This is a genomic window from Stenotrophomonas sp. 05L413 (assembly GCF_056397945.1).
This window is the reverse complement of the sequence record NZ_JBFTOL010000004.1, coordinates 285,271-309,338: the sequence shown is the minus strand read 5'-3', so window position 1 is coordinate 309,338 and position 24,068 is coordinate 285,271. Positions and strand designations below refer to the sequence as shown.

Sequence of the window (24,068 nt, the reverse complement as noted above, 5' to 3'; positions counted from 1 at the left end):
GATCCATCGTGTTCGATATCGTCAGCATAACGACTGCTGATCCCGTGTCCAATCGCATCGCTGGATCAGCACCAGCGCCCATGCCGCTGTCCGGGCGCGCAGTGGCGATCCTGCAGACAATCAGGCCAGCCGCAGCGCCCCGGCATACGGCGGCGTGTCCGGAAAATCACCGCTGGCAAAACCTGCCTGCAGCTGTTGCCACCACACGGGATCAAACAGATGGCCGAAATGCTCGCGCACGGCCGCCAGCTCGGGCGCCGGCAACCCCATGAACATCCAGAACCGCTCCGCAAATACGTCACGCGGGCCGATCTCGAACCACGGTTCATCAGCCAGCGCTTCCTCCTCATTGCGCGGCGCCGGCCACGCACGGAAGTTGCACTCGGTGACCAGGCACAGCTCGTCGTAGTCGTAGAAGACCGCGCGCCCGTGGCGTGACACACCAAAGTTCTTCGGCAACATATCGCCAGGAAAGATGTTGTTGCGCGCCATGTCGGTGATCGCCTGCGCGTAATCGAGCGCGGCGACACGGCGTGCCTCGGCGGTCTGCTCGCGCAGGTACAGATTGAGCGGACGGAAACGCCGCTGCACGTAGCACAGCGCGATCACCAGTTCGTCGCCCTCCTCGCGCACACTGCTGGCACACTGGGTCAGCAGCTCCTCGCGCAGCGCCGCGGAGAATCGCGCCCGCGGAAAGCGCAGGTGCCGATACGGCTGCGCATCAAGCAACCGGCCGACGCGGTCCAGGGTGAACACCAGGGCGTACTTTTCTTCGACCTGGTGCCGGGTCATGGTTTTCGGCCACGCGAAACGGTCCCGGATCAGCTTGAACACCAGCGGATAGCTGGGCAGGGTGAACACCGCCATGACCATGCCGGGCGTGCCGTCGGCATGCACCAGCTGCTCACCGGGCTGTTCGTGGAAGTGACGGAAGAACGTGCGATAGCGTTCGGTCTTGCCCTGCTTGGCACGCCCGAGCACGGTGTAGATCTCATCGACCGGCTTGCCCGGCAGCAGGCTGCGCAGGAACACCACCGCATCGCCCACCGTGGCCAGATCGGCCTGGAAATAGCTGCGCGAGACGCCGAACAGATGCGCGACGTCACGGCGCCGGCTCAACACCGCATCCACGCGCAGGCCGCGCTCGTCATGGACCAGCGCGATCACGCAGGGCGAGAAGCGATGCTCACCGAATACGCGCCCCACCAGATAGGCGCGACGCTCGCGATAGAACACGGTGTCGAGCAGTTCAATGCTGCGCACCGGGTAGTCGCCCCAGTGCGCCAGATCGTCCTGCAGGCGCACTGCGATCGCGGCGGCGCAGCGCAGCTGGTGCGCGTACGGCACGTCGAAGCGATAGTCCCCCAGTACGCGCATGAAGGCATCGGCCGGGCGCGTGGGGGACAAGGTATAGCTGTGCCGCGCGACGGGATGGGTAATGGCGTCGGAAGGTTCGACATCCATCGCCATGAACTCGATCGCCCCGTCCACGCCGCGGGTGGCGAACAGCCGGCGTGCCAGCGTGTTGTAGAACGTCTTGTACAGTTCGGCGTCGATCAATCCGGCCAGCAGCGCGGCATACGCCGCGCGAACCTCCAGCCACAGCGCGCGCTCGCCCACATGCTCACCGACTGCGCGGCGCAGGGTATCGACGGTCTCGGCGATGCACTGGTCATACAGCGCGATGCGCTCCACGGCGTCCTGCCGTGCACCGGCCCAGTCGCGCTGTTCGAAGCGCTGCCGCGCACGCCGCGAGATCGCCGCGAAGCGCGCGTGGTAATCCTCGAACCCATCGCGGATCAACCGCGCGAGTCCGGGCGGCGTTGCGCTCATGCGGCGGCCCCGGCGGGGCATGGAGGGCTCTGGCAGGAACAGCGACCGTGCATACATCCACTTCCACAGGACCTGCTGCCACCATACGGCAGCGACCGGGCGCTTGCCCAGCGGGCGCCCACAAAAAAACCCGCGCCGAAGCGCGGGTTCTTCATCGATCACCGCAGCCGCGGGACCGCTTCGTTACAGCGCAGACAGCGCGCTGTTGAAGGTGGTGCTCGGACGCATCGCGGCGCTGGCCTTGGCCACGTCCGGACGGTAGTAACCGCCGATGTCGACCGGCTTGCCCTGCACCGCCGCCAGTTCACCCACGATGGCCTGCTCGTTGTCGGCCAGTGCCTTGGCCAGTGGAGCGAAGCGGGCCTTCAGCGCGGCATCGTCGTCCTGCGCGGCCAGGGCCTGGGCCCAGTACAGCGCAATGTAGAAGTGGCTGCCGCGGTTGTCGATGCCACCGAGCTTGCGCGACGGCGACTTGTCGTTGTCCAGGAACTGGCCGTTGGCCTGGTCAAGGGTCTTGGCCAGCACGGTCGCGCCGGCGTTGTCGTAGCGGTTGCCCAGGTGCTCCAGCGAGGCCGCCAGCGCGAGGAACTCGCCCAGCGAATCCCAGCGCAGGTAATCCTCTTCCACGAACTGCTGCACGTGCTTGGGCGCCGAACCACCGGCACCGGTCTCGAACAGGCCACCACCGGCCATCAGCGGCACGATGGAGAGCATCTTGGCGCTGGTGCCCAGCTCCATGATCGGGAACAGATCGGTCAGGTAATCGCGCAGGACGTTGCCGGTCACCGAGATGGTGTCCTCACCCTTGCGGATGCGGTCCAGCGAGAAGGCGGTCGCATCCACAGGCGCCAGGATGCGGATGTCCAGGCCGTTGGTGTCGTGGTCCTTCAGGTAGGTCTCGACCTTGGCGATCACCTGCGCATCGTGCGCGCGGGCGGCATCCAGCCAGAACACCGCCGGGGTGCCGCTCAGGCGGGCGCGGTTGACGGCCAGCTTCACCCAATCCTGGATCGGGGCGTCCTTGGTCTGGCACATGCGCCAGATGTCGCCGGTCTGCACGGCGTGCTCGAACACCACGGTGCCCGCCTCATCGGTGACGCGCACGGTGCCGTCGGCCGGGATCTGGAAGGTCTTGTCGTGCGAGCCGTATTCCTCGGCCTTCTGTGCCATCAGGCCGACGTTGGGCACCGAGCCCATGGTGGCCGGGTCGAAGGCGCCGTGGGTGCGGCAGTCATCGATCACGGCCTGGTACACACCCGCATAGCAACGGTCGGGGATGACGGCCTTGGTGTCCTGCAGCTTGCCGTCGGCATTCCACATGCCACCGGAGTCGCGGATCATCGCCGGCATCGACGCATCGACGATCACATCGCTGGGCACGTGCAGGTTGGTGATGCCCTTGTCCGAATTGACCATGGCCAGGCCCGGGCGCTTGCCGTACTCGGCGGCCAGGTCGGCCTTGATCGCTTCCTGGGTCGCTTCGGGCAGCTGCGGCAGGCGCGCGAACAGATCGCCGATGCCGTTGTTCGGATCGAAACCAGCCTGCTTGAGCACGTCGGCGTGCTTGGCCAGCACGTCCTTGTAGAACTCTTCGACGACCACGCCGAACATGATCGGGTCGGACACCTTCATCATGGTGGCCTTCAGGTGCAGCGAGAACAGCACGCCCTTGGCCTTGGCATCGGCGATCTGCGCCTGCACGAACGAGGCCAGCGCATTGCGGCTCATCACCGCGGCGTCGACGATCTCACCGGCCTTGACCGCGGTCTTTTCCTTGAGCACGACGCTGCTGCCGTCGGCCTTGAACAGTTCGATCTTCAGGCTGCCGGCAGTGGCCAGCGTGGCGGACTTTTCGCTGCCGTAGAAATCACCGCCGTCCATGTGCGCGACATGCGACTTGCAGTCTTTGGACCACTTGCCCATGCGATGCGGGTGCTTGCGGGCGTAGTTCTTGACCGACAGCGGCGCGCGGCGATCGGAGTTGCCTTCGCGCAGCACCGGGTTCACCGCGCTGCCCTTGACCTTGTCGTAGCGCGCCTTGATGTCGCGCGAAACGTCGTCGGTCGGCACGTCCGGGTAGTTCGGCAGTGCGAAGCCCTGGTCCTGCAGTTCCTTGATCGCGGCCTTCAGCTGCGGCACCGAGGCGCTGATGTTGGGCAGCTTGATGATGTTGGCGTCCGGGGTGGTCGCCAGCTGGCCCAGTTCGGCCAGGTGGTCGGCTTCTTTCTGGTCGTCTTTCAGGTAATCCGGGAACAGGGCCAGGATGCGGCCGGACAGCGAGATGTCGCGGGTTTCCACGGCGATGCCGGCGGTGGCGGTGTAGGCCTCGACGATCGGCAGCAGCGACTGCGTGGCCAGGAACGGGGCTTCATCGGTGAGCGTGTAGAGAATCTTGGGCGTGTTCGACATGGGGGATCAGGGCTCTCTTGCAGATCTCGTGAATGATGGCCGACGGCAATGCCGGGCCGCGTGCAACCGTGTCGCGTGCAGGGCCTCGCACAGCCTGGCCCGCACTTTCCCCGGGGACCGCGCCAACCAACGGCGCGCACGGCGGGAAACCCCTGCATTGTCGCGTTTTCAGCCCCCCGGAGCAAAGCCGTCCCATACGCAAACGTACTGGAACGCTGTGGTCCGGCAAGCGCCCATAAAAAAGACGCAGCCTCGCGGCTGCGTCCATCGTGAGCCTGTTGCCGGGAGAGAGTCGGCGTCTGGGCTTACTTGACCTCAAACTCCTGCGGCGATCCAGCCGCCTTACCATCTACCATGACTTCCGCGCGGTACTTGCCCGCCGGCCAGCCATTGGCATTCTTGAAGGAAATATTGGTGGTCTCAGCACCGGTGGTATTCACCACCTGGTTCTGCTCACCGGCCACCTGGCCGTTCTGGAAGGTCAGCTTGGCCGCCACGTTGGCGTTGTTGGCGCTGCCATCGGTGCGGATCGAGACGATGATGTCGTCTTTCGGCGCGAACAGCGCGACCGAGGTGACGGTCTTGTCGGCTGCGGCGGTCTTGCCAACGGTAACGGCCGAAACGTTCACGCCTGCTGCAGCGGTCATCGGCTGCGGCGCGGCTTCCGTCATCGGCGCCGGGGCGGCCGGCGTCATCGCAGCGGGCTGCGCGTTGTTGTCAGCGGTGTCTTCTTTCTTCTTGCAGCCGGCCAGGGCCACCGTGGCCAGAAGCGCGGCGAGGACGGCAGTACTGATGGACGACTTCTTCATGTGAGGTTGCTCCCTTGTAGGTGATGGGCAGTACAGCGGATCAGGCTTTGGGCGGCAGTTTCAGGGTCTGGCCCGGTTGGATCTTGTCCGGGTCGTCCAGTACATCGCGGTTGGCCTCGAAGATGCGCTTCCACGCATTGGCATCGCCCAGTTCCTGCTTGGCGATCTTGGAGAGCGAATCGCCCTTCTGCACCGTGTAGGTGCCCCCGACCTTTTCCGCAGTGGTATCCACCGAGGAGGTCACGCCCGAGAAATCGACCTGATCGACTTTCTGCGCGGTGGTATCAACGCTGGCGCTGACACCGGAAAAGTCGACTTTCTTATCGGTACTCATCCATACACTCCCGTCTTGATTGACGACATGGGAGGCACGGTGTCACAGCCCTTGTTAATGGGGCATGGCGTGGATGTGAAGACGCGCGGAACGCCTACTGGCGCAGGTCGCGGACGGTGCGCGCCGGTGCGGCGATGCCCGGGCTGGCCCGCCACGGGTTGATGTCCAGCCCACCGCGGCGGGTGTAGCGCGCTTCCACTTCCAGCCACTGCGGCTGGCAGCGCTGGGTGATCTCGCTGAAGATCCGCTCCACGCACTGCTCGTGGAACTCGGCGTGTTCGCGGTAGCTGATCAGGTATTTCAGCAGGCCGTCGCGGTCGATCTTCGGGCCGCGGTAGCGCACGCTGACACTGGCCCAGTCCGGCTGGCCGGTGACCGGGCAGTTGGACTTGAGCAGGGCCGAACTCAATGTTTCGGTGACCACCTCATCGGCATCGGCGAACAGGAACTCCGGGGCCGGCGGGCCGTAGCGCTCAATGGTCACCTCGCGCTCGTCCAGCGACTCGCCCTCGGGCTCTTCCACCAGCGGCGGCACCCCGAGCACCACCGTCACCACCGCCCCGGCACACGCCGACAGATCGCGGGTGATACACAGGCGCGCGGCCGCGTCATCCTCGAAACGCGTGCTGTTGAGCGAGTTGAGATACAGCTTGAACGACTTGGATTCGATCAGGTTCGGCGAGGTGCACGGCACGCTGACCGTGGCCACGGCCACACGCGGCTTGCCGCGCCCGTCCAGCCAGCTCAGCTCATAGGCCTGCCAGCGGTCATGGCCGACGAACGGCAGCGCCGCTTCGTCCAGGCCGATCTCCTCGCGGGCGCCGCGGCGCGGGATGGGGAAGAGCAGGCCGGGATCGTACTGCGACGGGTAAGCAACCTCGCGACCGAGGCTGGAGTCCTGGGGGGTATTCATGCCGCCATTTTACGCCGGTAGGCGCGCGGCGTCCGGCGGCGAAAACGAAGGGCCCCGGCCAACGGCCGGGACCTACCGTCGTTTCACCCCGCCGCAGGCACAGCCGGCGTCCCGTTGAGATAATCCAGGCTCACCTGCAGCAGCGCGCGCAGGCCCACATCCAGCGCCTTTTCGTCGAGCAGGAACTTAGGCGAATGATTGGCCGGCGCCGTGGCCGGATCGATCCCCTCGCTGGTGGAGCCGACGAAGAAGAACATCCCCGGCACCTGCTGGGCGTACAGCGAGAAGTCCTCGGCCCCCATCTGCAGCGGCGGCTCGTACACATTGCCCTCGCCCACCACGGCCTGCAGGCTCGGCAGCATCCGCGCGGTCAGCGCCGGATCGTTGACCGTGGCCGGGTTGCCCTCGGACTCGTAGATCTCGGTTTCCGCCTTGGCCCCGTGTGCGGCGGCGGTGTGCTCGGCCACGTTGCGCAGGTCGGCGAAGATCTGCTGGCGCATGCCTTCGTCGAAGGTGCGGATGGTGCCGACCATCTCCACTTCATCGGGAATGATGTTGTAGCGGATGCCGCCCTTGATCGCGCCGAAGGTCACCACCGCCGGCTGCTTGGAGAGGTTGGCACGGCGGCTGACGATGGTCTGCGCGGTGCCGACCAGGTCGGCGGTGGCCACGATCGGGTCCACCCCGTTCCACGGCGCCGAGCCATGGGTCTGGCGGCCGATCACCTTGATCCCGAAACGATCCGACGCCGCCATCAGCGGGCCGCCACGCACCGCGATCTGGCCGGCCGGCACGCTGGAGAACACATGCAGGCCGAACACTGCTTCGGGCTTGAAGTCCTTGAACAGCCCTTCCTTGAGCATCATCGCCGCACCGCCCTCTTCCGGCGGCGGCGCGCCCTCTTCGGCGGGCTGGAAGATCAGCATGACCTCACCGGGCAGGTTCGCGCGCATCTTCACCAGCGCATCGGCCACGCCCAGCAGGGTGGCGGTATGGGCATCGTGGCCGCAGGCGTGCATCACTCCGACCGTCTCACCACGGTAGGTGCTGGTAGCCTTGGAGGCGAACGGCAGGCCGGTCTGCTCGGTCACCGGCAGCGCGTCCATGTCCGCGCGCAGGGCGATCCGGGGGCCGGGCTTGCCGCCCTTGATGATCGCCACCACGCCGTGGTGGGCGATGCCGGTCTGCGGCTTCAGGCCCATCGCGCGCAGGCGCTCGGTCACCTTGGCCGAGGTGCGTTCTTCGCGATTGGACAGCTCCGGGTGCTGGTGGAAGTCGCGGCGCCAGTCGATCACCTGGGCCTTGAGGCGGGTCGCGGCGGCGGCCACTTCCGGGCGTTCGGCGGGGGCGGCAGCAGCCAGGCCGGGGGCGGCCAGCAGCAGGGCGGACATCAACAGCGACAGACGGGGCATTGAAGGTCTCCACGGGTCAGAACGGCGGTCGAACCTGAATGTAGGGCATCAGCGCCGGACGCGCTGTAACTTTCTGCCCCGGCAAACGTTCATGCAAGGAACCTCACCCGTCACATCCGGTCTGATCGCCCGTCCCATCCGTCATGCATGAAAGGCCACGGGCGACGAGTATGCTTTGCGCCTAGCCAACCGGGCCCCCGCCCTCCGCCAGCCCCCTCAGGAGTTATTGAATGTCGCGTTTCTGGAAGATCGTGCTGCTGGTGGTCGCAGTGCTGGTGGTTGCCGTGGTCGGAATGCGCCTGATGGGCGGCAAGAAGGGGGATGCAGGCGGCCCGGCAGCCGAAGGGCGCCAGGGCGGTGATCCGGCCAATGCCGGCCCGGTCCCGGTCACGGTGATCGATGCCGTCCGCCAGGATGTGCCGGTCTACGCCAGCGCACTGGGCACGGTCGCGGCGATGAACACCGTCACCGTCAGCCCGCAGGTCGGCGGCCAGCTGATCAGCCTGAACTTCAAGGAAGGCCAGGAAGTGAAGAAGGGCGACCTGCTCGCGCAGATCGATCCGCGCACCCTGCAGGCCAGCTACGACGAAGCCGCGGCCGCCAAGCGCCAGAACCAGGCCCAGCTCGCCACCGCCCGCTCCAACTACCAGCGCTCCAATTCGGCCGAATACCGCCAGTACGTGGCCAAGACCGACCTGGATACCCAGCGCAACCAGGTGGCCCAGTTCGAAAGTGCCGTGGCCGCCAACGAGGCCAGCATGCGCGCCGCCCAGGTGCAGCTGCAGTACACCCGCGTGACCGCCCCGATTTCCGGCATCGCCGGTATCCGTGCGGTCGACGCCGGCAACATCGTCAGCGCCGGCACGGCGTTGGTGACGCTGACCCAGATCCACCCGATCCATGTCGTGTTCAACCTGCCCGAGCGCCAGCTGCCGGCCGTGCGCCAGGCCCAGGCCGCCGGCCCGGTGGACATCGCCGCACTGGACCGCAACGACGCGCACGTCCTTACCGACGGCGGAAAGCTGGATGTGGTGGACAACCAGATCAGCAGCGACAGCGGCACCTTCCGCGCGCGCGCCCTGTTCGACAACGAAGACAACTCGCTGTGGCCGGGCCAGTTCGTCAATGTCCGCATGCAGCTGCGCACCATCGCCGGCGGCGTGGTGATCCCGACCCAGGCCGTGATGCGCGGGCCGGACGGCGAATACGTCTACATCGTCAAGCCGGACAGCACCGTGGCCATGCAGACGGTGAAGAGCGGCGTGGAAGTCGGCGACAGCCAGGTGCAGATCACCGAGGGTCTGAAGGGCGGCGAGCGTGTCGTGAGCGAAGGCCAGTTCCGGCTCAAGCCAGGCGCCAAGGTGACCGCGCTCAAGCCGGGCGAAACCCCGGCCGCACCCACCGAAGCCGAGCTCAAGGCCGCCCAGCAGCAGGGTGGCGGTGGACGCCGCGGTGGCGGTCCGCGCTGATCGCGCCCGCCCCACGTTCCTGACGCCGGCCCATGCGCCGGCGTTTGCCTGATCCAACGCAGCACGACGCACCAGCAAGGACCCGCCCGTGGGCTTTTCGACGATTTTCATCCGCCGCCCGATCGCCACCTCGCTGCTGATGGCGGGCCTGCTGCTGCTCGGCATCCTCGGCTACCGCCAGCTGCCGGTGTCGGCGCTGCCCGAGATCGATGCGCCCAGCCTGGTGGTGACCACCCAGTACCCCGGTGCCAACGCGGTCACCATGGCCTCGCTGGTGACCACGCCGCTGGAGCGCCAGTTCGGGCAGATATCCGGGCTGGAGATCATGACCTCCGATTCGTCGGCGGGGCTGTCCACGATCATCCTGCAGTTCTCGATGGACCGCGACATCGACATCGCCGCGCAGGATGTGCAGGCCGCGATCCGCCAAGCCACCCTGCCYTCCTCGCTGCCCTACCAGCCGGTCTACAACCGGGTGAACCCGGCCGACGCGGCGATCGTTACCCTCAAGCTCACCTCCGACACGCGCCCGTTGCGCGACGTCAACAACTACGCCGACTCCATCCTCGCCCAGCGCCTGTCGCAGGTGCAGGGCGTGGGCCTGGTGTCCATCGCCGGCAACGTCCGCCCGGCCGTGCGCATCCAGGTCAACCCGGCGCAGCTGTCCAACATGGGCCTGACCCTGGAAGAACTGCGCAGCGCGCTGACCCAGGCCAACGTCAACGCGCCCAAGGGTTCGCTCAATGGCAAGACCCAGTCCTACTCGATCGGCACCAATGACCAGCTGACCAGCGCCGCCGAGTACCGCGACACCATCATCAGCTACAAGAACGGCCGCCCGGTGCGCCTGTCCGATGTGGCCAACGTGATCGACGGCGTGGAGAACGACCAGCTGGCCGCGTGGGCCGATGGCAAGCCGGCGGTGCTGCTGGAAGTGCGCCGCCAGCCGGGCGCGAATATCGTGCAGACCGTGGAGCGCATCCGGGCGCTGCTGCCGCAGCTGCAGAACGTGCTGCCGGCCGACGTGCACCTGGACATCTTCAACGACCGCACCGAGACCATCCGCGCCTCGGTGCATGAAGTGCAGTTCACCCTGATCCTCACCATCGGCCTGGTGGTCGCGGTGATCTTCGTGTTCCTGCGCCGCTTGTGGGCCACCATCATCCCCTCGGTGGCGGTGCCGCTGTCACTGGCCGGCACCTTCGGTGTGATGGCGTTTGCCGGGATGTCGCTGGACAACCTCTCGCTGATGGCGCTGGTGGTGGCCACCGGCTTCGTGGTCGACGATGCGATCGTGATGATCGAGAACATCGTGCGTTACATCGAACAGGGCAAGAGCGGGCCGGAAGCGGCCGAGATCGGCGCGCAGCAGATCGGCTTCACCGTGCTCTCGCTGACCATCTCGCTGGTGGCGGTGTTCCTGCCGCTGCTGCTGATGCCCGGCGTCACCGGCCGCCTGTTCCACGAATTCGCCTGGGTGCTGAGCATCGCGGTGACGCTGTCGATGCTGATCTCGCTGACGCTCACCCCGATGATGTGCGCCTACCTGCTCAAGCCCGATGCGCTGCCCGAAGGCGAGGATGCGCACGAGCGCGCCGCCGCGGCGGGCAGGACCACCGTGTGGTCGCGCACCGTCGGCCTGTACGAGCGCAGCCTGGACTGGGTGCTGGATCACCAGCCGCTGACCCTGGCCGTCGCCGCCGGCGCACTGGTACTGACCGTGGTGCTGTACATCGTGATCCCCAAGGGGCTGCTGCCCGAGCAGGACACCGGGCTGATCACCGGCGTGGTGCAGGCCGACCAGAACATCGCCTTCCCGCAGATGGAGCAGCGCACCAAGGCCGTGGCCGAAGCGCTGCGCAGCGATCCGGCAGTGACCGGTGTCTCTGCCTTCATCGGTGCCGGCACCATGAACCCCACGCTCAACCAGGGCCAGTTGTCGATCGTGCTCAAGGAGCGCGGCGACCGCGATGGGCTCGACAAGATCCTGCCGCGGCTGCAGAAGGCCGTCGCCGGCATTCCCGGTGTGGCGCTGTACCTCAAGCCGGTGCAGGACGTCACCCTGGATACCCGCGTGGCCGCGACCGAGTACCAGTACTCGCTGTCGGACGTGGACAGCGCGCAGGTCGCGCTGCAGGCCACCCGCCTGACCGAGGCGCTGCGCCAGCGGCCGGAACTGGCCGACGTGGACAACAACCTGTCCAACCAGGGCCGCGCGCTCGAGCTGACCATCGACCGCGACAAGGCCAGCGTGCTCGGCGTGCCGATGCAGACCATCGACGACACCCTGTACGACGCCTTCGGCCAGCGCCAGATCTCCACCATCTTCACCGAGCTCAACCAGTACCGCGTGGTGCTGGAAGTGGCCCCGGAGTTCCGTACCAGCACCGCGCTGATGAACCAGCTGGCGGTGGCCTCCAATGGCGCTGGCGCACTGACCGGCAGCAATGCCACCAACTTCGGCCAGGTCACCTCGTCCAACTCGTCCACCGCCACCGGCATCGGCGCGCAGAACACCGGCATTCCGGTCGGCGCCGGCAACATCATCCCGCTGGCGGCGCTGGCCGAGGGCAAGGTCACCAGTACCCCGCTGGTGGTCAGCCACCAGCAGCAGCTGCCCGCGGTCACGGTGTCGTTCAACATCGCGCCGGGCTACTCCCTGTCCGATGCGGTCAAGGCGATCGAAGAGACCAAGGCCGGCCTGGACATGCCCTCGCAGGTGCATGCGCAGTTCATCGGCAAGGCCGCCGAGTTCACGGGCAGCCAGACCGATGTGGTGTGGCTGCTGCTGGCCTCGCTGGTGCTGATCTACATCGTGCTGGGCGTGCTGTATGAGAGCTACATCCATCCGTTCACCATCATCTCCACCCTGCCCCCGGCCGGCGTCGGCGCCCTGCTGGCGCTGATGGTGTGCGGGCTGCCATTGTCGGTGGACGGCATCGTCGGCATCGTGCTGCTGATCGGCATCGTCAAGAAGAACGGCATCATGATGGTCGACTTCGCGATCGAGGCCCGGCGCACCGGTGCCAACGCGCATGAAGCGATCCGTCGTGCCTGCCTGCTGCGCTTCCGCCCGATCATGATGACCACCGCTGCCGCGATGCTCGGCGCATTGCCGCTGGCGCTGGGCACCGGCATCGGCTCGGAACTGCGCCGCCCGCTGGGCATCGCCATCGTCGGCGGCCTGCTGCTCTCGCAGCTGGTGACGCTGTACACCACGCCGGTGATCTACCTGTACATGGAGCGCTTCTCCGAGCGCCTGCGCCAGCGCCGCGAAAAGCGTGCGCTGCGCCATGGCAATGGCCCGGTGCAGGAGCCGCAGGCGTGATGATGAGCACCGCAGGCCGTTGCGGAGGCGTTCGATGAACATCTCCGGCCCGTTCATCCGCCGCCCGATCGGCACCGCCCTGCTGGCCATCGGCCTGTTCGTGGTCGGCGTGATCTGCTACCTGCAGCTGGGCGTGTCGGCACTGCCGAACATCCAGATCCCGGTGATCTTCGTGCACGCCAACCAGGCCGGCGCGGATGCCACGACCATGGCTTCCACGGTGACCGCGCCGCTGGAACGCCACCTCGGCCAGCTGCCGGGCATCGACCGCATGCGCTCGTCCAGCTCGGAAGGCAGCTCGCTGGTCTTCATGATCTTCCAGAGCGACCGCGACATCGATTCGGCCGCGCTGGATGTGCAGACCGCGATCAACTCGGCCCAGGCCGACCTGCCCGCCGGGCTGGGCACGCCGATGTTCCAGAAGGCGAACCCGAACGATGACCCGGTCATCGCGATCGCGCTGACCTCGGAAACGCAGTCGGCTGATGATCTCTACAACGTCGCTGATTCGCTGCTGGCCCAGCGCCTGCGCCAGATCACCGGCGTGTCCTCGGTGGATATCGCCGGTGCCTCCACGCCGGCCGTGCGCGTGGACGTCAACCTGCGCCTGATGAACGCCCTCGGCCTGACCGCCGATGACCTGCGCAACGCGGTGCGCGCGGCCAACGTGACCTCGCCGACCGGCTTCCTCACCGATGGCAACACCACCACCGCGATCATCGCCAACGACTCGGTGGCGCGCGCAGCCGACTTCGCCCAGCTCGTCATCAAGACCGCCGACAACGGCCGCGTGATCCGCCTGCAGGACATCGCCAACGTCTACGACGGGCAGCAGGATGCCTACCAAGCCGCGTGGTTCAACCACAAACCGGCGGTGGTGATGTACGTGTTCACCCGCGCCGGTGCCAACATCGTGGAAACCGTGGACCGGGTGAAGGCGCAGATCCCGACCCTGCGCGACTACCTGGAACCGGGCACCACGCTCACCCCCTATTTCGACCGCACCCCGACCATCCGCTCCTCGCTGCATGAAGTGCAGATCACCCTGCTGATCGCACTGGCGATGGTGGTGCTGACCATGGCGCTGTTCCTGCGCCGGCTGGCACCGACCCTGATCGCGGCAGTGACCGTGCCGCTGTCGCTGGCCGGTGCGGCACTGGTGATGTACGTGCTGGGCTTCACCCTGAACAACCTGAGCCTGCTGGCGCTGGTGATCGCGATCGGCTTCGTGGTCGATGATGCGATCGTGGTGATCGAGAACATCATGCGCCACCTCGATGAAGGCATGACGCGCATGCAGGCCGCCCTCACCGGTGCGCGCGAGATCGGTTTCACCATCGTCTCGATCACCGCCTCGCTGGTGGCGGTGTTCATCCCGCTGCTGTTCGCCAAGGGCATGATGGGCGCGTTCTTCCGCGAGTTCACCGTCACCCTGGTGGCGGCCATCGTGGTCTCGATGGTCATCTCGCTCACCCTGACCCCGGCGCTGTGCAGCCGCTTCCTGAGCGCGCATGCCGACGCCGGCGCACCCAGTCGCTTCGGCCGCCTGCTCGATGCCGGCCACGACCGCATGCTGCGGATCTACGTGAAGCTGCTGGACTTCTCGCTGCGCCACGCGCTGCTGCTGTCGCTGACCCCGCTGCTGCTGATCGGCGCGACCATCTTCCTGTTCGGCGCGGTCAAGAAGGGCGCGTTCCCGCCCCAGGACACCGGCCTGATCTGGGGCCGCGCGAACTCCAGCGCCACGGTCTCCTTCGACGACATGGTCAACCGCCAGCGGCGCATCACCGACATGCTGATGGCCGACCCGGCGGTGAAGACCGTGGGCGTGCGCCTGGGCAGTGGCCGCCAGGGCTCCAGCGCGCAGTTCAACGTTGAACTGAAATCACGCAAGGACGGGCGCCGCGAAACCACCGCTCAGGCCCTGGCGCGCCTGAGCGCCAAGGCGGACCGCTACCCCGATCTGCAGCTGCGCCTGCGTGCCATCCAGGATCTGCCCAGCAATGACGGCGGGGGGGCCAGCCAGGGCGCGCAGTACCGCGTCTCGCTGCAGGGCAACGACCTGGCCCAGCTGCAGGAGTGGCTGCCCAAACTGCAGGCCGCGCTGAAGAAGAACCCGAAGCTGGCCGACGTCGGCACCGACGTGGACAGCGCCGGCCTGCGCCAGAACATCGTGATCGACCGCGCCAAGGCTGCTCGCCTGGGTGTGTCGGTCGGTGCCATCGATGGCGCGCTTTACGGCGCCTTCGGCCAGCGCCAGATCTCCACGATCTACTCGGACATCAACCAGTACAGCGTGGTGGTCAACGCCCTGCCCGAACAGACCGCGACACCGGGCGCGCTGGACCAGATCTACGTGCGGGCCGGCAATGGCGAGATGGTGCCGATCACAGCGGTCGCCGAACAGGTGCCAGGGTTGGCGCCGTCGCAGATCACCCACGAAAACCAGTACACCACGATGGACCTGAGCTACAACCTCGCCCCCGGCACCAGCATGGGCGAGGCCAAGGCGATCATCGACAGCACGGTCAATGGCATGCGCATGCCTGGCGACATCCGCCTGGCCGAGGATGCCGGGTTCGGTTTCGATTCGGACCCGATGGCGATGCTGATCCTGGTGATGGCGGCGATCATCACCGTCTACCTGGTGCTGGGCATGCTGTATGAAAGCCTGATCCACCCGGTCACCATCCTGTCCACGCTGCCGGCGGCGGGCGTGGGCGCGCTGCTGGCGCTGTATGGCACCAACACCGAGCTGTCGGTGATCTCGATGATCGCGCTGGTGCTGCTGATCGGCATCGTCAAGAAGAACGCGATCATGATGATCGACTTCGCGGTGGTGGCGCAGCGCGAGCATGGCAAGACGCCGCTGGAAGCCGCACGCGAAGCCAGCATCGTGCGCTTCCGCCCGATCATGATGACCAGCATGGTGGCGATCCTGGCCGCGGTGCCGCTGGCGATCGGGCTGGGCGAAGGCTCCGAACTGCGCCGCCCGCTGGGCATCGCGATGATCGGCGGCCTGCTGTTCTCGCAGAGCCTGACCCTGCTCAGCACCCCGGCGCTGTACGTGATCTTCTCGTGCCTGCGCGAGCGCTGGGTGGCTCGCCGGGCGCGGCGCCGTGAGAAGCGTGCGTTGAAACGGGCCGCTGCCGCGCGATGAAGGCAGTGCGTCTGCAGTGAGTGGGCCCTGCGCGGCGGGGTACCGACCATGGGTCGGCATCCCGCCGGATTGACGCCTCCGGCCCAAAGGAGAACAATTCGCATCAGCCACGGTCCTGCACTGCCCCCCGCGATGCCCCGCTGCCGCTGACGCGGCACGCCTGACGACTCAGCCACCCCTCTATTTCCGCCTTCTTCTGATCGCGGACGGTGTGCTGCTGTCCGCGGAGGACCCCCACAACATGCGCCAGTCTGTGTCTTCGCTCCCGGCCGTGGTGCCGGGCCGCCGTGCCCTGCGCCCGGCCCTGCTCGCTCTTTCACTGGCCGCGGCCTGCACCGCCCACGCCCAGTCCGCACCGGATGGCGGCGTCCGGACGCGCTCGGCCACCGACCTGGATGCGATCAAGGTCACCGCCGAACGCACCCATACCGACACCGGCGCCCTGGGCGACCGTGCCGTGCGCGATACCCCCTTCGCGATCTCGGTGGTCGGCCGCGAGGACATCGAGAAGCGCCAGGTGGTCTCGCTTGGCGAGGCCTTCCTCACCGATCCGTCCGTGGTCACCCAGGTCAGCGCCTACGCCAGCGGCTGGAGCTCGCCGATCCGCAACCGCGGCATCGATCTGAGTTACGACAGCTACCGCGTCAACGGCCTGCAGGTCTCTTCGTGGGGCACCGAGTGGCCGCTGGAAGTGATGGAGCAGGTGGAACTGCTGAAGGGTGCCGGTGGCTTCATGTATGGCTTCGGCCAGCCCGGCGGCATCGTCAACTACGTGACCAGGAAGCCGACCGAGGTCACCACGCTGTCGGCGCAGCTCGGCTGGCGCGAGGCGGGCATCGTCAGCGGCCAGGTCGATGTGGGCGGGCGCTTCGGCAACGAAGACATGTTCGGCTACCGCTTCAATGCGTACCAGGAGAAAGGCGAGACCTTCAACGGCGGCGAGGTGAACCGCAAGGTCGGCGCGCTGTCGCTGGATGCACGCCTGAGCGACCGCCTCACCTGGACCTTCGACGGCGTGTTCCAGTCGCGCGATCTCAGCAACGAATCCCCGCAGTACTACTTCATCGGCCTGACCGAGCTGCCGCGCCCGCTGGCCGGCGACATCGACAACAGCATCGACGGCAGCTACTACGACACCCGCTCCAGCCTGCTCTCCACCGCGTTGAACTGGCAGATCAACAGCGACTGGAAGGCCAGCCTGAGCTATGGCGTGACCACCTCCTGGAATGACGTCAACAAGATCTTCGCCTACATCGATGACGTCAACGGCGACTACGACATCAACACCTACGAGCTCGGCGGCAAGAGCGAGTGGAAGCTGGCCCAGGCCATCGTGCAGGGCCGCTTCCAGACCGGCCCGCTGTCGCACCAGGTCGTTGCCGGCGTCTCCCACCAGACTGGGCTGGGCTGGGACCGCCCGTACGAATGGAACACGCTCGGCCGCGGCAACATCTATCAGCGTCCGACGCTGCGCCATGATGCGGTCGGCTCACGCGTGCTCAGCCGCGGCAGCGAAACCGTGCAGCAGGCGGTGTTCGTGAGCGACACCGTCAGCTTCGCCGATGGCTGGTCGCTGCTGGCCGGCGCGCGCTACAACGACTTCGAAAACAAGGGCGCGTACCACACCTATCCGGTCACCCCGACCTACGCCCTGATGTACAAGCCGACCGATGCCGTGACGCTGTATGCCAGCTACGTCGAATCGCTGGAAGCCGGCAGCCGCGTGGGCAGCGATTACATCAACGCCGGCGACGTGCTCGACCCCACCATCAGCAAGCAGTACGAGATCGGCGCCAAGATCGAGTACCCGCGCTGGAGCGCCAATGCGGCCGCCTTCCGATTGGAGCGTGGCGCGAACATCGACCTGATCACGTCCGCCGGCAAGCTGCTGGTGCAGGACGGCATCACCCTGTACGAAGGCGTGGAAGTCAGTGGCGATGTGCGCCTGACCGATGCCTTCACCCTCGGTGGCGGCGTGACCTGGCTGGACCCGACCTACGACAAACTCTCGCCGGGCAGCGCCAGCCAAGAAGGCAACCGCACCGCCGGCGCGGCCCGCTGGCAGGGCGTGCTGCACGCCGACTACAGCATCCCGCAGATCGAGGGCCTGAGCGTGTACGCACTGGCCCGCTACTACGGCGACGTCTACTACGACGCCGACAACACGCTCAAGCTGCCCGACTACACGCTGGTCAACGCCGGCGTGGGGCCGGCTCCTCGGCATTGTCGGAAGCCGGCCAGCGGCCGGCACTACCAGCGCCATTCCAACCCACGTAAAGGTGTCCCCTTCACCCCGCTCCGGCAATAATGGCGGCCTGCCTTCCGCCGAGTCGCCATGCCTTCGTTTGAAACCCGCGTCAGCCGCCTGTGGGCGCATGAAAAGGCCAGCTATGGCCTGCGGGTGTTCATCGCGTTGTCCGCGGCGATGGGGCTGTGCTGGTACCTGGACCAGCTGACCGCGCTGCCCGGCGTGTTCCTGGGCATCATCGCCAGCGCGATCGCCGAGACCGACGACAACTGGTGGGGCCGGATCAAATCGGTGGCGCTGTCGCTGCTGTGCTTCGTGGCCGCCGCCGCCGCGGTGGTGCTGCTGTTCCCGCATCCGTGGTGGTTCATCACCGCGTTGGCGGTAGCGACCTTCGGGCTGACCCTGCTCGGCGCGCTCGGCGAGCGCTATGCCTCGATCGCGCAGGCCACGGTGACGTTGGCCATCTACACCATGATCGGGCTGGAGCAGCACGGCACGGCCGATCTGTCCCAGGCGATCAATGCGGTCAGTCACCTGCTGGCAGGTGCGGCCTGGTACGCCCTGCTCTCGATCCTGTGGACCGCCCTGTTCGCCAATCGCCCCGTTCGCGAGCGGGTGGCGCGCCTGTACCTGGAGCTGGGCCGCTACCTGCAGCTCAAGGCCGATCTGTTCGAACCGGTGCGCGATGCCGACGTGCAGAAGCGCCAGCTCGCCCTGGCCGAGCAGAACCGGCGCGTGGTGGAGGCCCTGAACATCGCCAAGACCGCGATCCTGGCGCGCTTTGGCCGCTCCGGCCGGCCCGGCGTGCAGTCCGGCCTGTACCTGCGCCTGTATTACATGGCCCAGGACTTCCACGAACGCGCCAGCTCCTCGCACTACCCCTACGGCGCCCTGACTGAAGCGTTCTTCCACAGCGACGTGCTGTACCGCTGCCAGCGCCTGCTCGCGCTGCAGGGTGAGGCCTGCGCCAACCTCGGCCAGGCGATCCGCCTGCGCCAGCCGTTCCAGTACGGCGAGCGCACCAAGCAGGCCACCGCCGACCTGACCGATTCGCTCACCTGGCTGCGCGCCCAGCACAACCCGCAGTGGCAGCGTCTGCTGGCCTCGCTGGAACTGCTCGGCCACAACCTGCAGAGCATCGAACGTCGCCTGTCCGAGGCCGAGAAATCCGAGTCCACCCTGGACAACGTCGATACCCGCCTGCGCGATACCAACCCGCACACCCTGCGCGAGATGGGCGTGCGCATCCGCCAGCAGCTCACGCCCGGCTCGGTGCTGTTCCGGCATGGCCTGCGCATGGCGCTGGCGCTGATCGTCGGTTTCGCCGCGATCCGCCTGTTCAACGCCCAGAATGGCTCGTGGGTACTGCTCACCATCGTGTTCGTGTGCCGCCCACACTTCGGTGCGACCCGCCAGCGGTTGGCGCAACGGATCGCCGGCACGCTGATCGGTCTGGTGCTGACCTGGGCGTTGATGCAGCTGTTCCAGGACCTGCGCATCGAACTGCTGATCGCGCTGCTCTCGGCACTGCTGTTCTTCTTCACCCGCAGCGATCGCTACCTGGTGGCCTCGGCGGCGATCACGGTGATGGCACTGACCTGCTTCAACCTGATCGGCGATGGCTTCCTGCTGATCTGGCCGCGCCTGGTGGATACGCTGCTGGGCTGCGCGATCGCCGCGGCGGCCGCCTTCCTGATCCTGCCCGACTGGCAGGGCCGGCGACTGAACCTGGTGATGGCGCGTGTGCTCGACAACTGCGCCAAGTACCTGCACGCCGTGCTCGGCCAGTACGGCAGCGGCATGCAGGACGACCTGGCGTACCGTATCGCGCGCCGTGACATGCACAACGCCGATGCGGCGCTGTCCACTGCGTTGTCGAACATGCTGCGCGAGCCTGGTCACGTGCGCCGCAATCTGGATGCCGGCTTCCGCTTCCTGGCGCTGTCCAACACCCTGCTCGGCCATCTCTCCGCACTGGGCGCCCACCGCACCCAGCTGGACAGCTACGGCCAGGATCCGCTCGCGCTGTCTGGCGGCGAACGGGTGCAGCAGGCGATGCAGCAGATCGCGCGCGCGCTGGAGCAGCGCGAACCGGTGGCCGAAGACGCCAACGAGGGCGACCGGGCCCTGGCCGAGCAGCTGGAGCAGATCCCGGACGACATGCCGCCCAAGCTGCAGCTGATCCGCACCCAGATGGGGCTGATGCTGCGCCTGCTGCCCAAGCTGCGCGGTGCCGCCAACGAGGCCGCGCGCACGCTGGGGTAGGTATCGACCGTTGGTCGCTACGGATGTTGAACGTCTTACGACCCACGGTCGTGAGCGACCGCCCCGGGGCGACGCGCGCCGCTGCCATGCTGCGCCAACAGGGAGAATGCTAGGCTGCGCCGGTTCGCAAGGAGTCTCCATGTCCGGCCATAGTCAGTTCGCTCTGCTCAGGCAACGTCGTTTCCTGCCGTTTTTCATCGTCCAGTCGCTGGGCGCGTTCAACGACAACGTCTACCGCCAGGCGATCATCGCGCTGCTGTTCTTCCTCGGCACGCCGATCGAAGAGCGCTCGCTGTATACCAACCTGGCGCCGGCGATCTTCATCCTGCCGTACTTCCTGTTCTCGGCGCTGGCCGGGCAGATCGCGGAGAAGCTGGAGAAATCGCGGCTGATCGTGATCACCACGACCATGGAAATCGCGATCATGTCGCTGGCCGCGCTTGGTTTCCTGACCGAGAGCATGCCGGTGCTGCTGGTCGCGCTGTTCTGCACCGGCATGCAGTCCACCCTGTTCGGGCCGGTGAAGTACTCGGTGCTGCCCTCGATCCTCAAGCCCGAGGAGCTGACCGGCGGCAATGGCCTGGTCGAGATGGGCACCTCGCTGTCGATCCTCACCGGGATGATCGCCGGGGGCCTGATCTTCGCGCTGTCCGGCAGCCATGGCCCGATCGTCGCCGCGACCGCCGTGATCGTACTGGCCGTGGCGGGCAACCTCACCGCGCGGATGATCCCGAAGGTCGATGCCGGCGCGCCGGATCTGAAGATCAACTGGAATCCGCTGCCCGAGTCGCTGGCGGTGCTGCGCATGGCCAAGAAGCAGAAGGCCGTGCGCAACGCGATTCTCGGCGTGTCCTGGTTCTGGTTCGTGGGCACCATGCTGACCTCACAGCTGCCGACCTATGCCGAGGTCAACCTCGGTGGCGGCTCCCTGCTCTACATCTTCGCGCTGGCGCTGTTCTCGCTGGGTACCGGCACCGGTTCGCTGCTGTGCGAAAAGCTGTCCGGGCGCACCGTGGAAATCGGCCTGGTGCCGCTGGGCGCGTTCGGCATGACCGCCTTCATGCTCGACCTGTACTTCGCCCGCGTCGGCGAAGCCGCCGCGGCCGGGCTGTCGATCTGGCAGTTCGTGCAGGCCCCGGGCAGCGCGCGCATCATCATCGATCTGATCGGCATCGGCCTGTTCACCGGCTTCTTCGTGGTGCCGTTGTTCGCCCTGATCCAGAGCCGCACGGCCAAATCAGAAATGTCGCGCGTGTTCGCCGCGCTCAACATCCAGAACTCCGGCTTCATCGTGCTGGCGGCGGGGCTGGGCCTGCTCACCCAGCGCGTGCTGGACTGGACCATCCCGCAGCTGTTCCTGGCCCTGGCGATCGCCAATGCCGTGGTGTCGATCTACATCTTCACGATCGTGCCCGAGTTCCTGATGCGCTTCCTCAGCTGGGTGATGGTGCGCGCGCTGTACCGGCTGCGTCCGCACGGCATCGAAGCCAACGTGCCGGACGAGGGAGCGGCACTGATCGTATGCAACCACGTCAGCTACATGGACGCGCTGATCCTGTCGGCGACCCTTCCGCGCCCCGTGCGCTTCGTCATGTACTACAAGATCTTCAACATCCCGGTGATGCGCTGGATCTTCCGCACCGCCAAGGCGATCCCGATTGCCGGCGTACGTGAGGATCCGGCGTTGATGCAGGCCGCGTTCGATGAGGTGGACAAGGCGCTGGCCGAGGGCGAGCTGGTCTGCATTTTCCCCGAGGGCGCGTTGACCCGCGATGGGCAGATGGGCGCGTTCAAATCGGGCGTGGAGAAGATCCTGGCGCGTCGCCCGGTACCGGTGGTGCCGATGGCGCTGCGCGGGATGTGGTCGAGCATGTGGAGCCGCCGCGACACGCGCCTGGGCCGCATGCGTGTGCCACGCCGTTTCCGCGCGCATGTCGAGGTCGTCGCATCTGCGCCGATCGCCGGCGAGGTCGCCACCGCGCCGATGCTGGAAACCCAGGTCAGGCAACTTCGCGGCGATCAGGCATGAGCCCCGCCCTGCCTGCATGTAACCGTATACATAGAGGCAGGCACATCGGTTAGATTACCGCCCGGGACACCTCGTACGCACCCACCCACCCAAGCAAATGGAGTTTCGCTGATGAATGCCACCGCCCCCCTGCCGCCCGCCCCGGGCAGCATCCCGAACCACCTGATCTGGTCGATCGTCGTCACCATCCTGGCGTTCTTCGTGTGCTGCCTGTCGTGCCTGAGCTTCCCGGGCATCGTCACCGGTGTGGTCGCAATCGTGTTCGCCAGCAAGGTCAACGGCCTGCTCAACCAGGGCGACCTGGAAGGCGCACGTCGTGCCTCCAAGAACGCCAAGATCTGGGCCTGGGTCACCACCGGCTTCCTGATCGCCGGCGTGGTGCTGTTCGTGATCTCGCTGGCCTTCATGGGGGTGGACGGTTACATGGAACAGATGCAGCAGTTCCAGCAGCAGATCGAAAGCGCCAGCTGATGATCGCGCTGCACGGCAGGCGCTGGTTGCTGGCGGCGTTGCCGCCGGCCGCATTGGCGGCCGGTGCGGGGGTCTGGGTGCTGCGGCACTACGACCCCAACAGCGCCAGCAGTCCGTTCCCGCCGTGCAGCTTTCTGGCGGTCACCGGGTATTACTGCATCGGCTGCGGGCTGACGCGTGCATTGCACGCGCTGGCCCACGGCGATGTGGTCACCGCGTTCTCGATGAATCCGCTGGCCATGCTGATGCTGGCCATCGCCCCGCTGGTACTTGGTTGGGCACTGGGCTGGCGGCCACGCGCGCTGCAGCCGCTGATCACGCTGCTGATGAAGCCCGCCTTCTGGCTGATCCTGCTGCCCGCGTACTGGATCGCACGCAACCTGCCGTGGGTGCCGTTTACCTGGTTGGCGCCGGGCTGAGCCTACCGCTAGGTGACCCAACCGGCGATCACCAGCAGCGCCAGCACCGCCATCCACAGCAGCAGCATGCGCCACACCAGGCTCATCGCATCGCGCAGCTCCGGCAGACGACGCCACACCGGCACCATCCCCGCATCACTGTAATCGTGCGCATCCTCGCGCAGCTCGGCGCTCACGCTTGCCCGCGCGACCGCACCGAGGAAGTGTGTCGAGGCCGACCACTGATTGCCGTGCGCCTCGCGCCAGGCCTTGAACGCGGTATCGAAATTGCCGACCAGCGCCATCGACAGCGACATCAGCTGCGCGACCGGCCACTCCAGCCAGGCCAGCACGCCGCGCGCACCGGCGACCGCTTCCACGCTGGCCAGCGAGCGCATCGGGCCAACCGCCAGCAAGGCCAGCAGGCGATACAGCAGCGCGCCGACCGGGCCCAGCAGCAGGAACCAGAACAGCACCGCGAACCAGCGCCTCAGCGCGTTGAGCACGGTGGCTTCGACCAGCGAGGGGACGTCTTCCTGCAGGCTGCCACCGGCGGACTGCAACTGCGCGATCGCCAGGTGGCGTGCGTGGGGGTCATCGGCGTCGATCACCGCCTCGACATCGCGGTCCAGGTCGCGCGGGCCCCAGCACATCACCAGCACCAGCACGCCCAACAACAGCGACGGCAGGCCGTAGACGCGGTCATCGAACAGCCACTGCAGCAGGCCCAGCGCTGCCACGAACGGCAGCACCGCCAGCCAGGCGCCCTTGCGGCCGCGCCAGACCCCGTCTTCGGCGGCGTGCCGGCCCAGCCACTGCAGCCAGCGCCGGTACAGGCCGAAACGCCGCAGCGCGACGGCCGCGCCCGGCGCGACATGGCCCAGGGCCAAGGCAACCAGCACGGCGACCAGGGTGGTGAACATGTAAGCCTCCGGCTCGGGACGTGGGACGCGCCGCTACTATGCCTTGCGGCCCGGCAATTCCCCGGGC

15 protein-coding genes are annotated in these 24,068 nt (G+C 67.0%); 8 read left to right on the top strand and 7 right to left on the bottom strand.

Translation table 11 applies throughout. From position 1 onward, the window contains the following. Positions 1-120 precede the first annotated feature (120 nt). The 6 genes from aceK to AC1DIQ_RS10655 all read right to left on the bottom strand — a co-directional run bounded on the left by aceK (position 121) and on the right by AC1DIQ_RS10655 (position 7,710). A complete protein-coding gene (gene aceK, locus AC1DIQ_RS10680) occupies positions 121-1,833 on the bottom strand; it encodes a bifunctional isocitrate dehydrogenase kinase/phosphatase (RefSeq protein ID WP_478049996.1) in 1,713 nt (570 codons plus the stop codon). A gap of 183 nt (positions 1,834-2,016) precedes the next feature. Beyond that, a complete protein-coding gene (locus AC1DIQ_RS10675; protein WP_121040424.1) occupies positions 2,017-4,242 on the bottom strand; it encodes an NADP-dependent isocitrate dehydrogenase in 2,226 nt (741 codons plus the stop codon). 305 nt (positions 4,243-4,547) lie between these two features. After that, the gene (locus AC1DIQ_RS10670; protein WP_121040564.1) at positions 4,548-5,051 is read right to left on the bottom strand and encodes a hypothetical protein; all 504 of its coding nucleotides are present in this window, start codon (positions 5,049-5,051) and stop codon (positions 4,548-4,550) included. A 40-nt stretch (positions 5,052-5,091) separates the two neighbouring features. Then, a complete protein-coding gene (locus AC1DIQ_RS10665; RefSeq protein ID WP_121040566.1) occupies positions 5,092-5,385 on the bottom strand; it encodes a LysM peptidoglycan-binding domain-containing protein in 294 nt (97 codons plus the stop codon). A 94-nt stretch (positions 5,386-5,479) separates the two neighbouring features. Further along, complete coding sequence (gene queF / locus AC1DIQ_RS10660; RefSeq protein ID WP_121040568.1) at positions 5,480-6,298, bottom strand: NADPH-dependent 7-cyano-7-deazaguanine reductase QueF; 819 nt, start codon at positions 6,296-6,298, stop codon at positions 5,480-5,482. A gap of 83 nt (positions 6,299-6,381) precedes the next feature. After that, positions 6,382-7,710 (bottom strand): M20 family metallopeptidase, encoded by a 1,329-nt coding sequence (locus tag AC1DIQ_RS10655; protein ID WP_461769605.1) that lies wholly within the window; start codon positions 7,708-7,710, stop codon positions 6,382-6,384. 230 nt (positions 7,711-7,940) lie between these two features. On the opposite strand from AC1DIQ_RS10655, the gene AC1DIQ_RS10650 reads away from it, so the two are divergent. The 8 genes from AC1DIQ_RS10650 (at position 7,941) to AC1DIQ_RS10615 (ending at position 23,099) form a co-directional block, all read left to right on the top strand. Next, positions 7,941-9,179, top strand: a complete 1,239-nt coding sequence (locus AC1DIQ_RS10650) for an efflux RND transporter periplasmic adaptor subunit (protein WP_121040573.1) — start codon at positions 7,941-7,943, stop codon at positions 9,177-9,179. An 88-nt stretch (positions 9,180-9,267) separates the two neighbouring features. Beyond that, positions 9,268-12,507, top strand: coding sequence for an efflux RND transporter permease subunit (locus AC1DIQ_RS10645; RefSeq protein WP_478049995.1), 3,240 nt, complete (start codon positions 9,268-9,270; stop codon positions 12,505-12,507). A gap of 34 nt (positions 12,508-12,541) precedes the next feature. Then, entirely contained in the window at positions 12,542-15,667 is a 3,126-nt protein-coding gene (locus AC1DIQ_RS10640; RefSeq protein WP_461769607.1) for an efflux RND transporter permease subunit, read from the top strand. Between the two features lie 241 nt (positions 15,668-15,908). Further along, a complete protein-coding gene (locus AC1DIQ_RS10635) occupies positions 15,909-17,975 on the top strand; it encodes a TonB-dependent siderophore receptor (protein ID WP_478049994.1) in 2,067 nt (688 codons plus the stop codon). Positions 17,976-18,002: 27 nt separating this feature from the next. After that, positions 18,003-20,180, top strand: coding sequence for a YccS family putative transporter (gene yccS, locus AC1DIQ_RS10630; protein WP_478049993.1), 2,178 nt, complete (start codon positions 18,003-18,005; stop codon positions 20,178-20,180). Positions 20,181-20,319: 139 nt separating this feature from the next. Next, positions 20,320-22,209: an MFS transporter gene (locus tag AC1DIQ_RS10625; protein WP_478049992.1), complete on the top strand. Its 1,890-nt coding sequence runs from the start codon at positions 20,320-20,322 to the stop codon at positions 22,207-22,209. Between the two features lie 111 nt (positions 22,210-22,320). Then, positions 22,321-22,680 (top strand): CD225/dispanin family protein, encoded by a 360-nt coding sequence (locus AC1DIQ_RS10620; protein ID WP_121040583.1) that lies wholly within the window; start codon positions 22,321-22,323, stop codon positions 22,678-22,680. Then, the gene (locus AC1DIQ_RS10615) at positions 22,680-23,099 is read left to right on the top strand and encodes a DUF2752 domain-containing protein (protein WP_152150928.1); all 420 of its coding nucleotides are present in this window, start codon (positions 22,680-22,682) and stop codon (positions 23,097-23,099) included. Before AC1DIQ_RS10620 ends, AC1DIQ_RS10615 begins: the two co-directional genes overlap by 1 nt. 8 nt (positions 23,100-23,107) lie before the next feature. Here the strand turns inward: AC1DIQ_RS10615 and ampE are convergent, their stop codons facing one another. Next, a complete protein-coding gene (gene ampE, locus AC1DIQ_RS10610) occupies positions 23,108-24,001 on the bottom strand; it encodes a regulatory signaling modulator protein AmpE (RefSeq protein WP_478049991.1) in 894 nt (297 codons plus the stop codon). Positions 24,002-24,068: the final 67 nt, after the last annotated feature.

What these genes read in the sequence shown, in the direction of transcription:
- AC1DIQ_RS10655 (WP_461769605.1), bottom strand. Translation starts at nt 7,710, where the DNA reads ATGCCCCGTCTGTCGCTGTTGATGTCCGCCCTGCTGCTGGCCGCCCCC.
- AC1DIQ_RS10615 (WP_152150928.1), top strand. Translation starts at nt 22,680, where the DNA reads ATGATCGCGCTGCACGGCAGGCGCTGGTTGCTGGCGGCGTTGCCGCCG.
- AC1DIQ_RS10670 (WP_121040564.1), bottom strand. Translation starts at nt 5,051, where the DNA reads ATGAAGAAGTCGTCCATCAGTACTGCCGTCCTCGCCGCGCTTCTGGCC.
- AC1DIQ_RS10635 (WP_478049994.1), top strand. Translation starts at nt 15,909, where the DNA reads ATGCGCCAGTCTGTGTCTTCGCTCCCGGCCGTGGTGCCGGGCCGCCGT.
- AC1DIQ_RS10640 (WP_461769607.1), top strand. Translation starts at nt 12,542, where the DNA reads ATGAACATCTCCGGCCCGTTCATCCGCCGCCCGATCGGCACCGCCCTG.
- AC1DIQ_RS10650 (WP_121040573.1), top strand. Translation starts at nt 7,941, where the DNA reads ATGTCGCGTTTCTGGAAGATCGTGCTGCTGGTGGTCGCAGTGCTGGTG.
- AC1DIQ_RS10665 (WP_121040566.1), bottom strand. Translation starts at nt 5,385, where the DNA reads ATGAGTACCGATAAGAAAGTCGACTTTTCCGGTGTCAGCGCCAGCGTT.
- ampE (WP_478049991.1), bottom strand. Translation starts at nt 24,001, where the DNA reads ATGTTCACCACCCTGGTCGCCGTGCTGGTTGCCTTGGCCCTGGGCCAT.
- yccS (WP_478049993.1), top strand. Translation starts at nt 18,003, where the DNA reads ATGCCTTCGTTTGAAACCCGCGTCAGCCGCCTGTGGGCGCATGAAAAG.
- aceK (WP_478049996.1), bottom strand. Translation starts at nt 1,833, where the DNA reads ATGAGCGCAACGCCGCCCGGACTCGCGCGGTTGATCCGCGATGGGTTC.
- AC1DIQ_RS10620 (WP_121040583.1), top strand. Translation starts at nt 22,321, where the DNA reads ATGAATGCCACCGCCCCCCTGCCGCCCGCCCCGGGCAGCATCCCGAAC.
- queF (WP_121040568.1), bottom strand. Translation starts at nt 6,298, where the DNA reads ATGAATACCCCCCAGGACTCCAGCCTCGGTCGCGAGGTTGCTTACCCG.
- AC1DIQ_RS10675 (WP_121040424.1), bottom strand. Translation starts at nt 4,242, where the DNA reads ATGTCGAACACGCCCAAGATTCTCTACACGCTCACCGATGAAGCCCCG.
- AC1DIQ_RS10625 (WP_478049992.1), top strand. Translation starts at nt 20,320, where the DNA reads ATGTCCGGCCATAGTCAGTTCGCTCTGCTCAGGCAACGTCGTTTCCTG.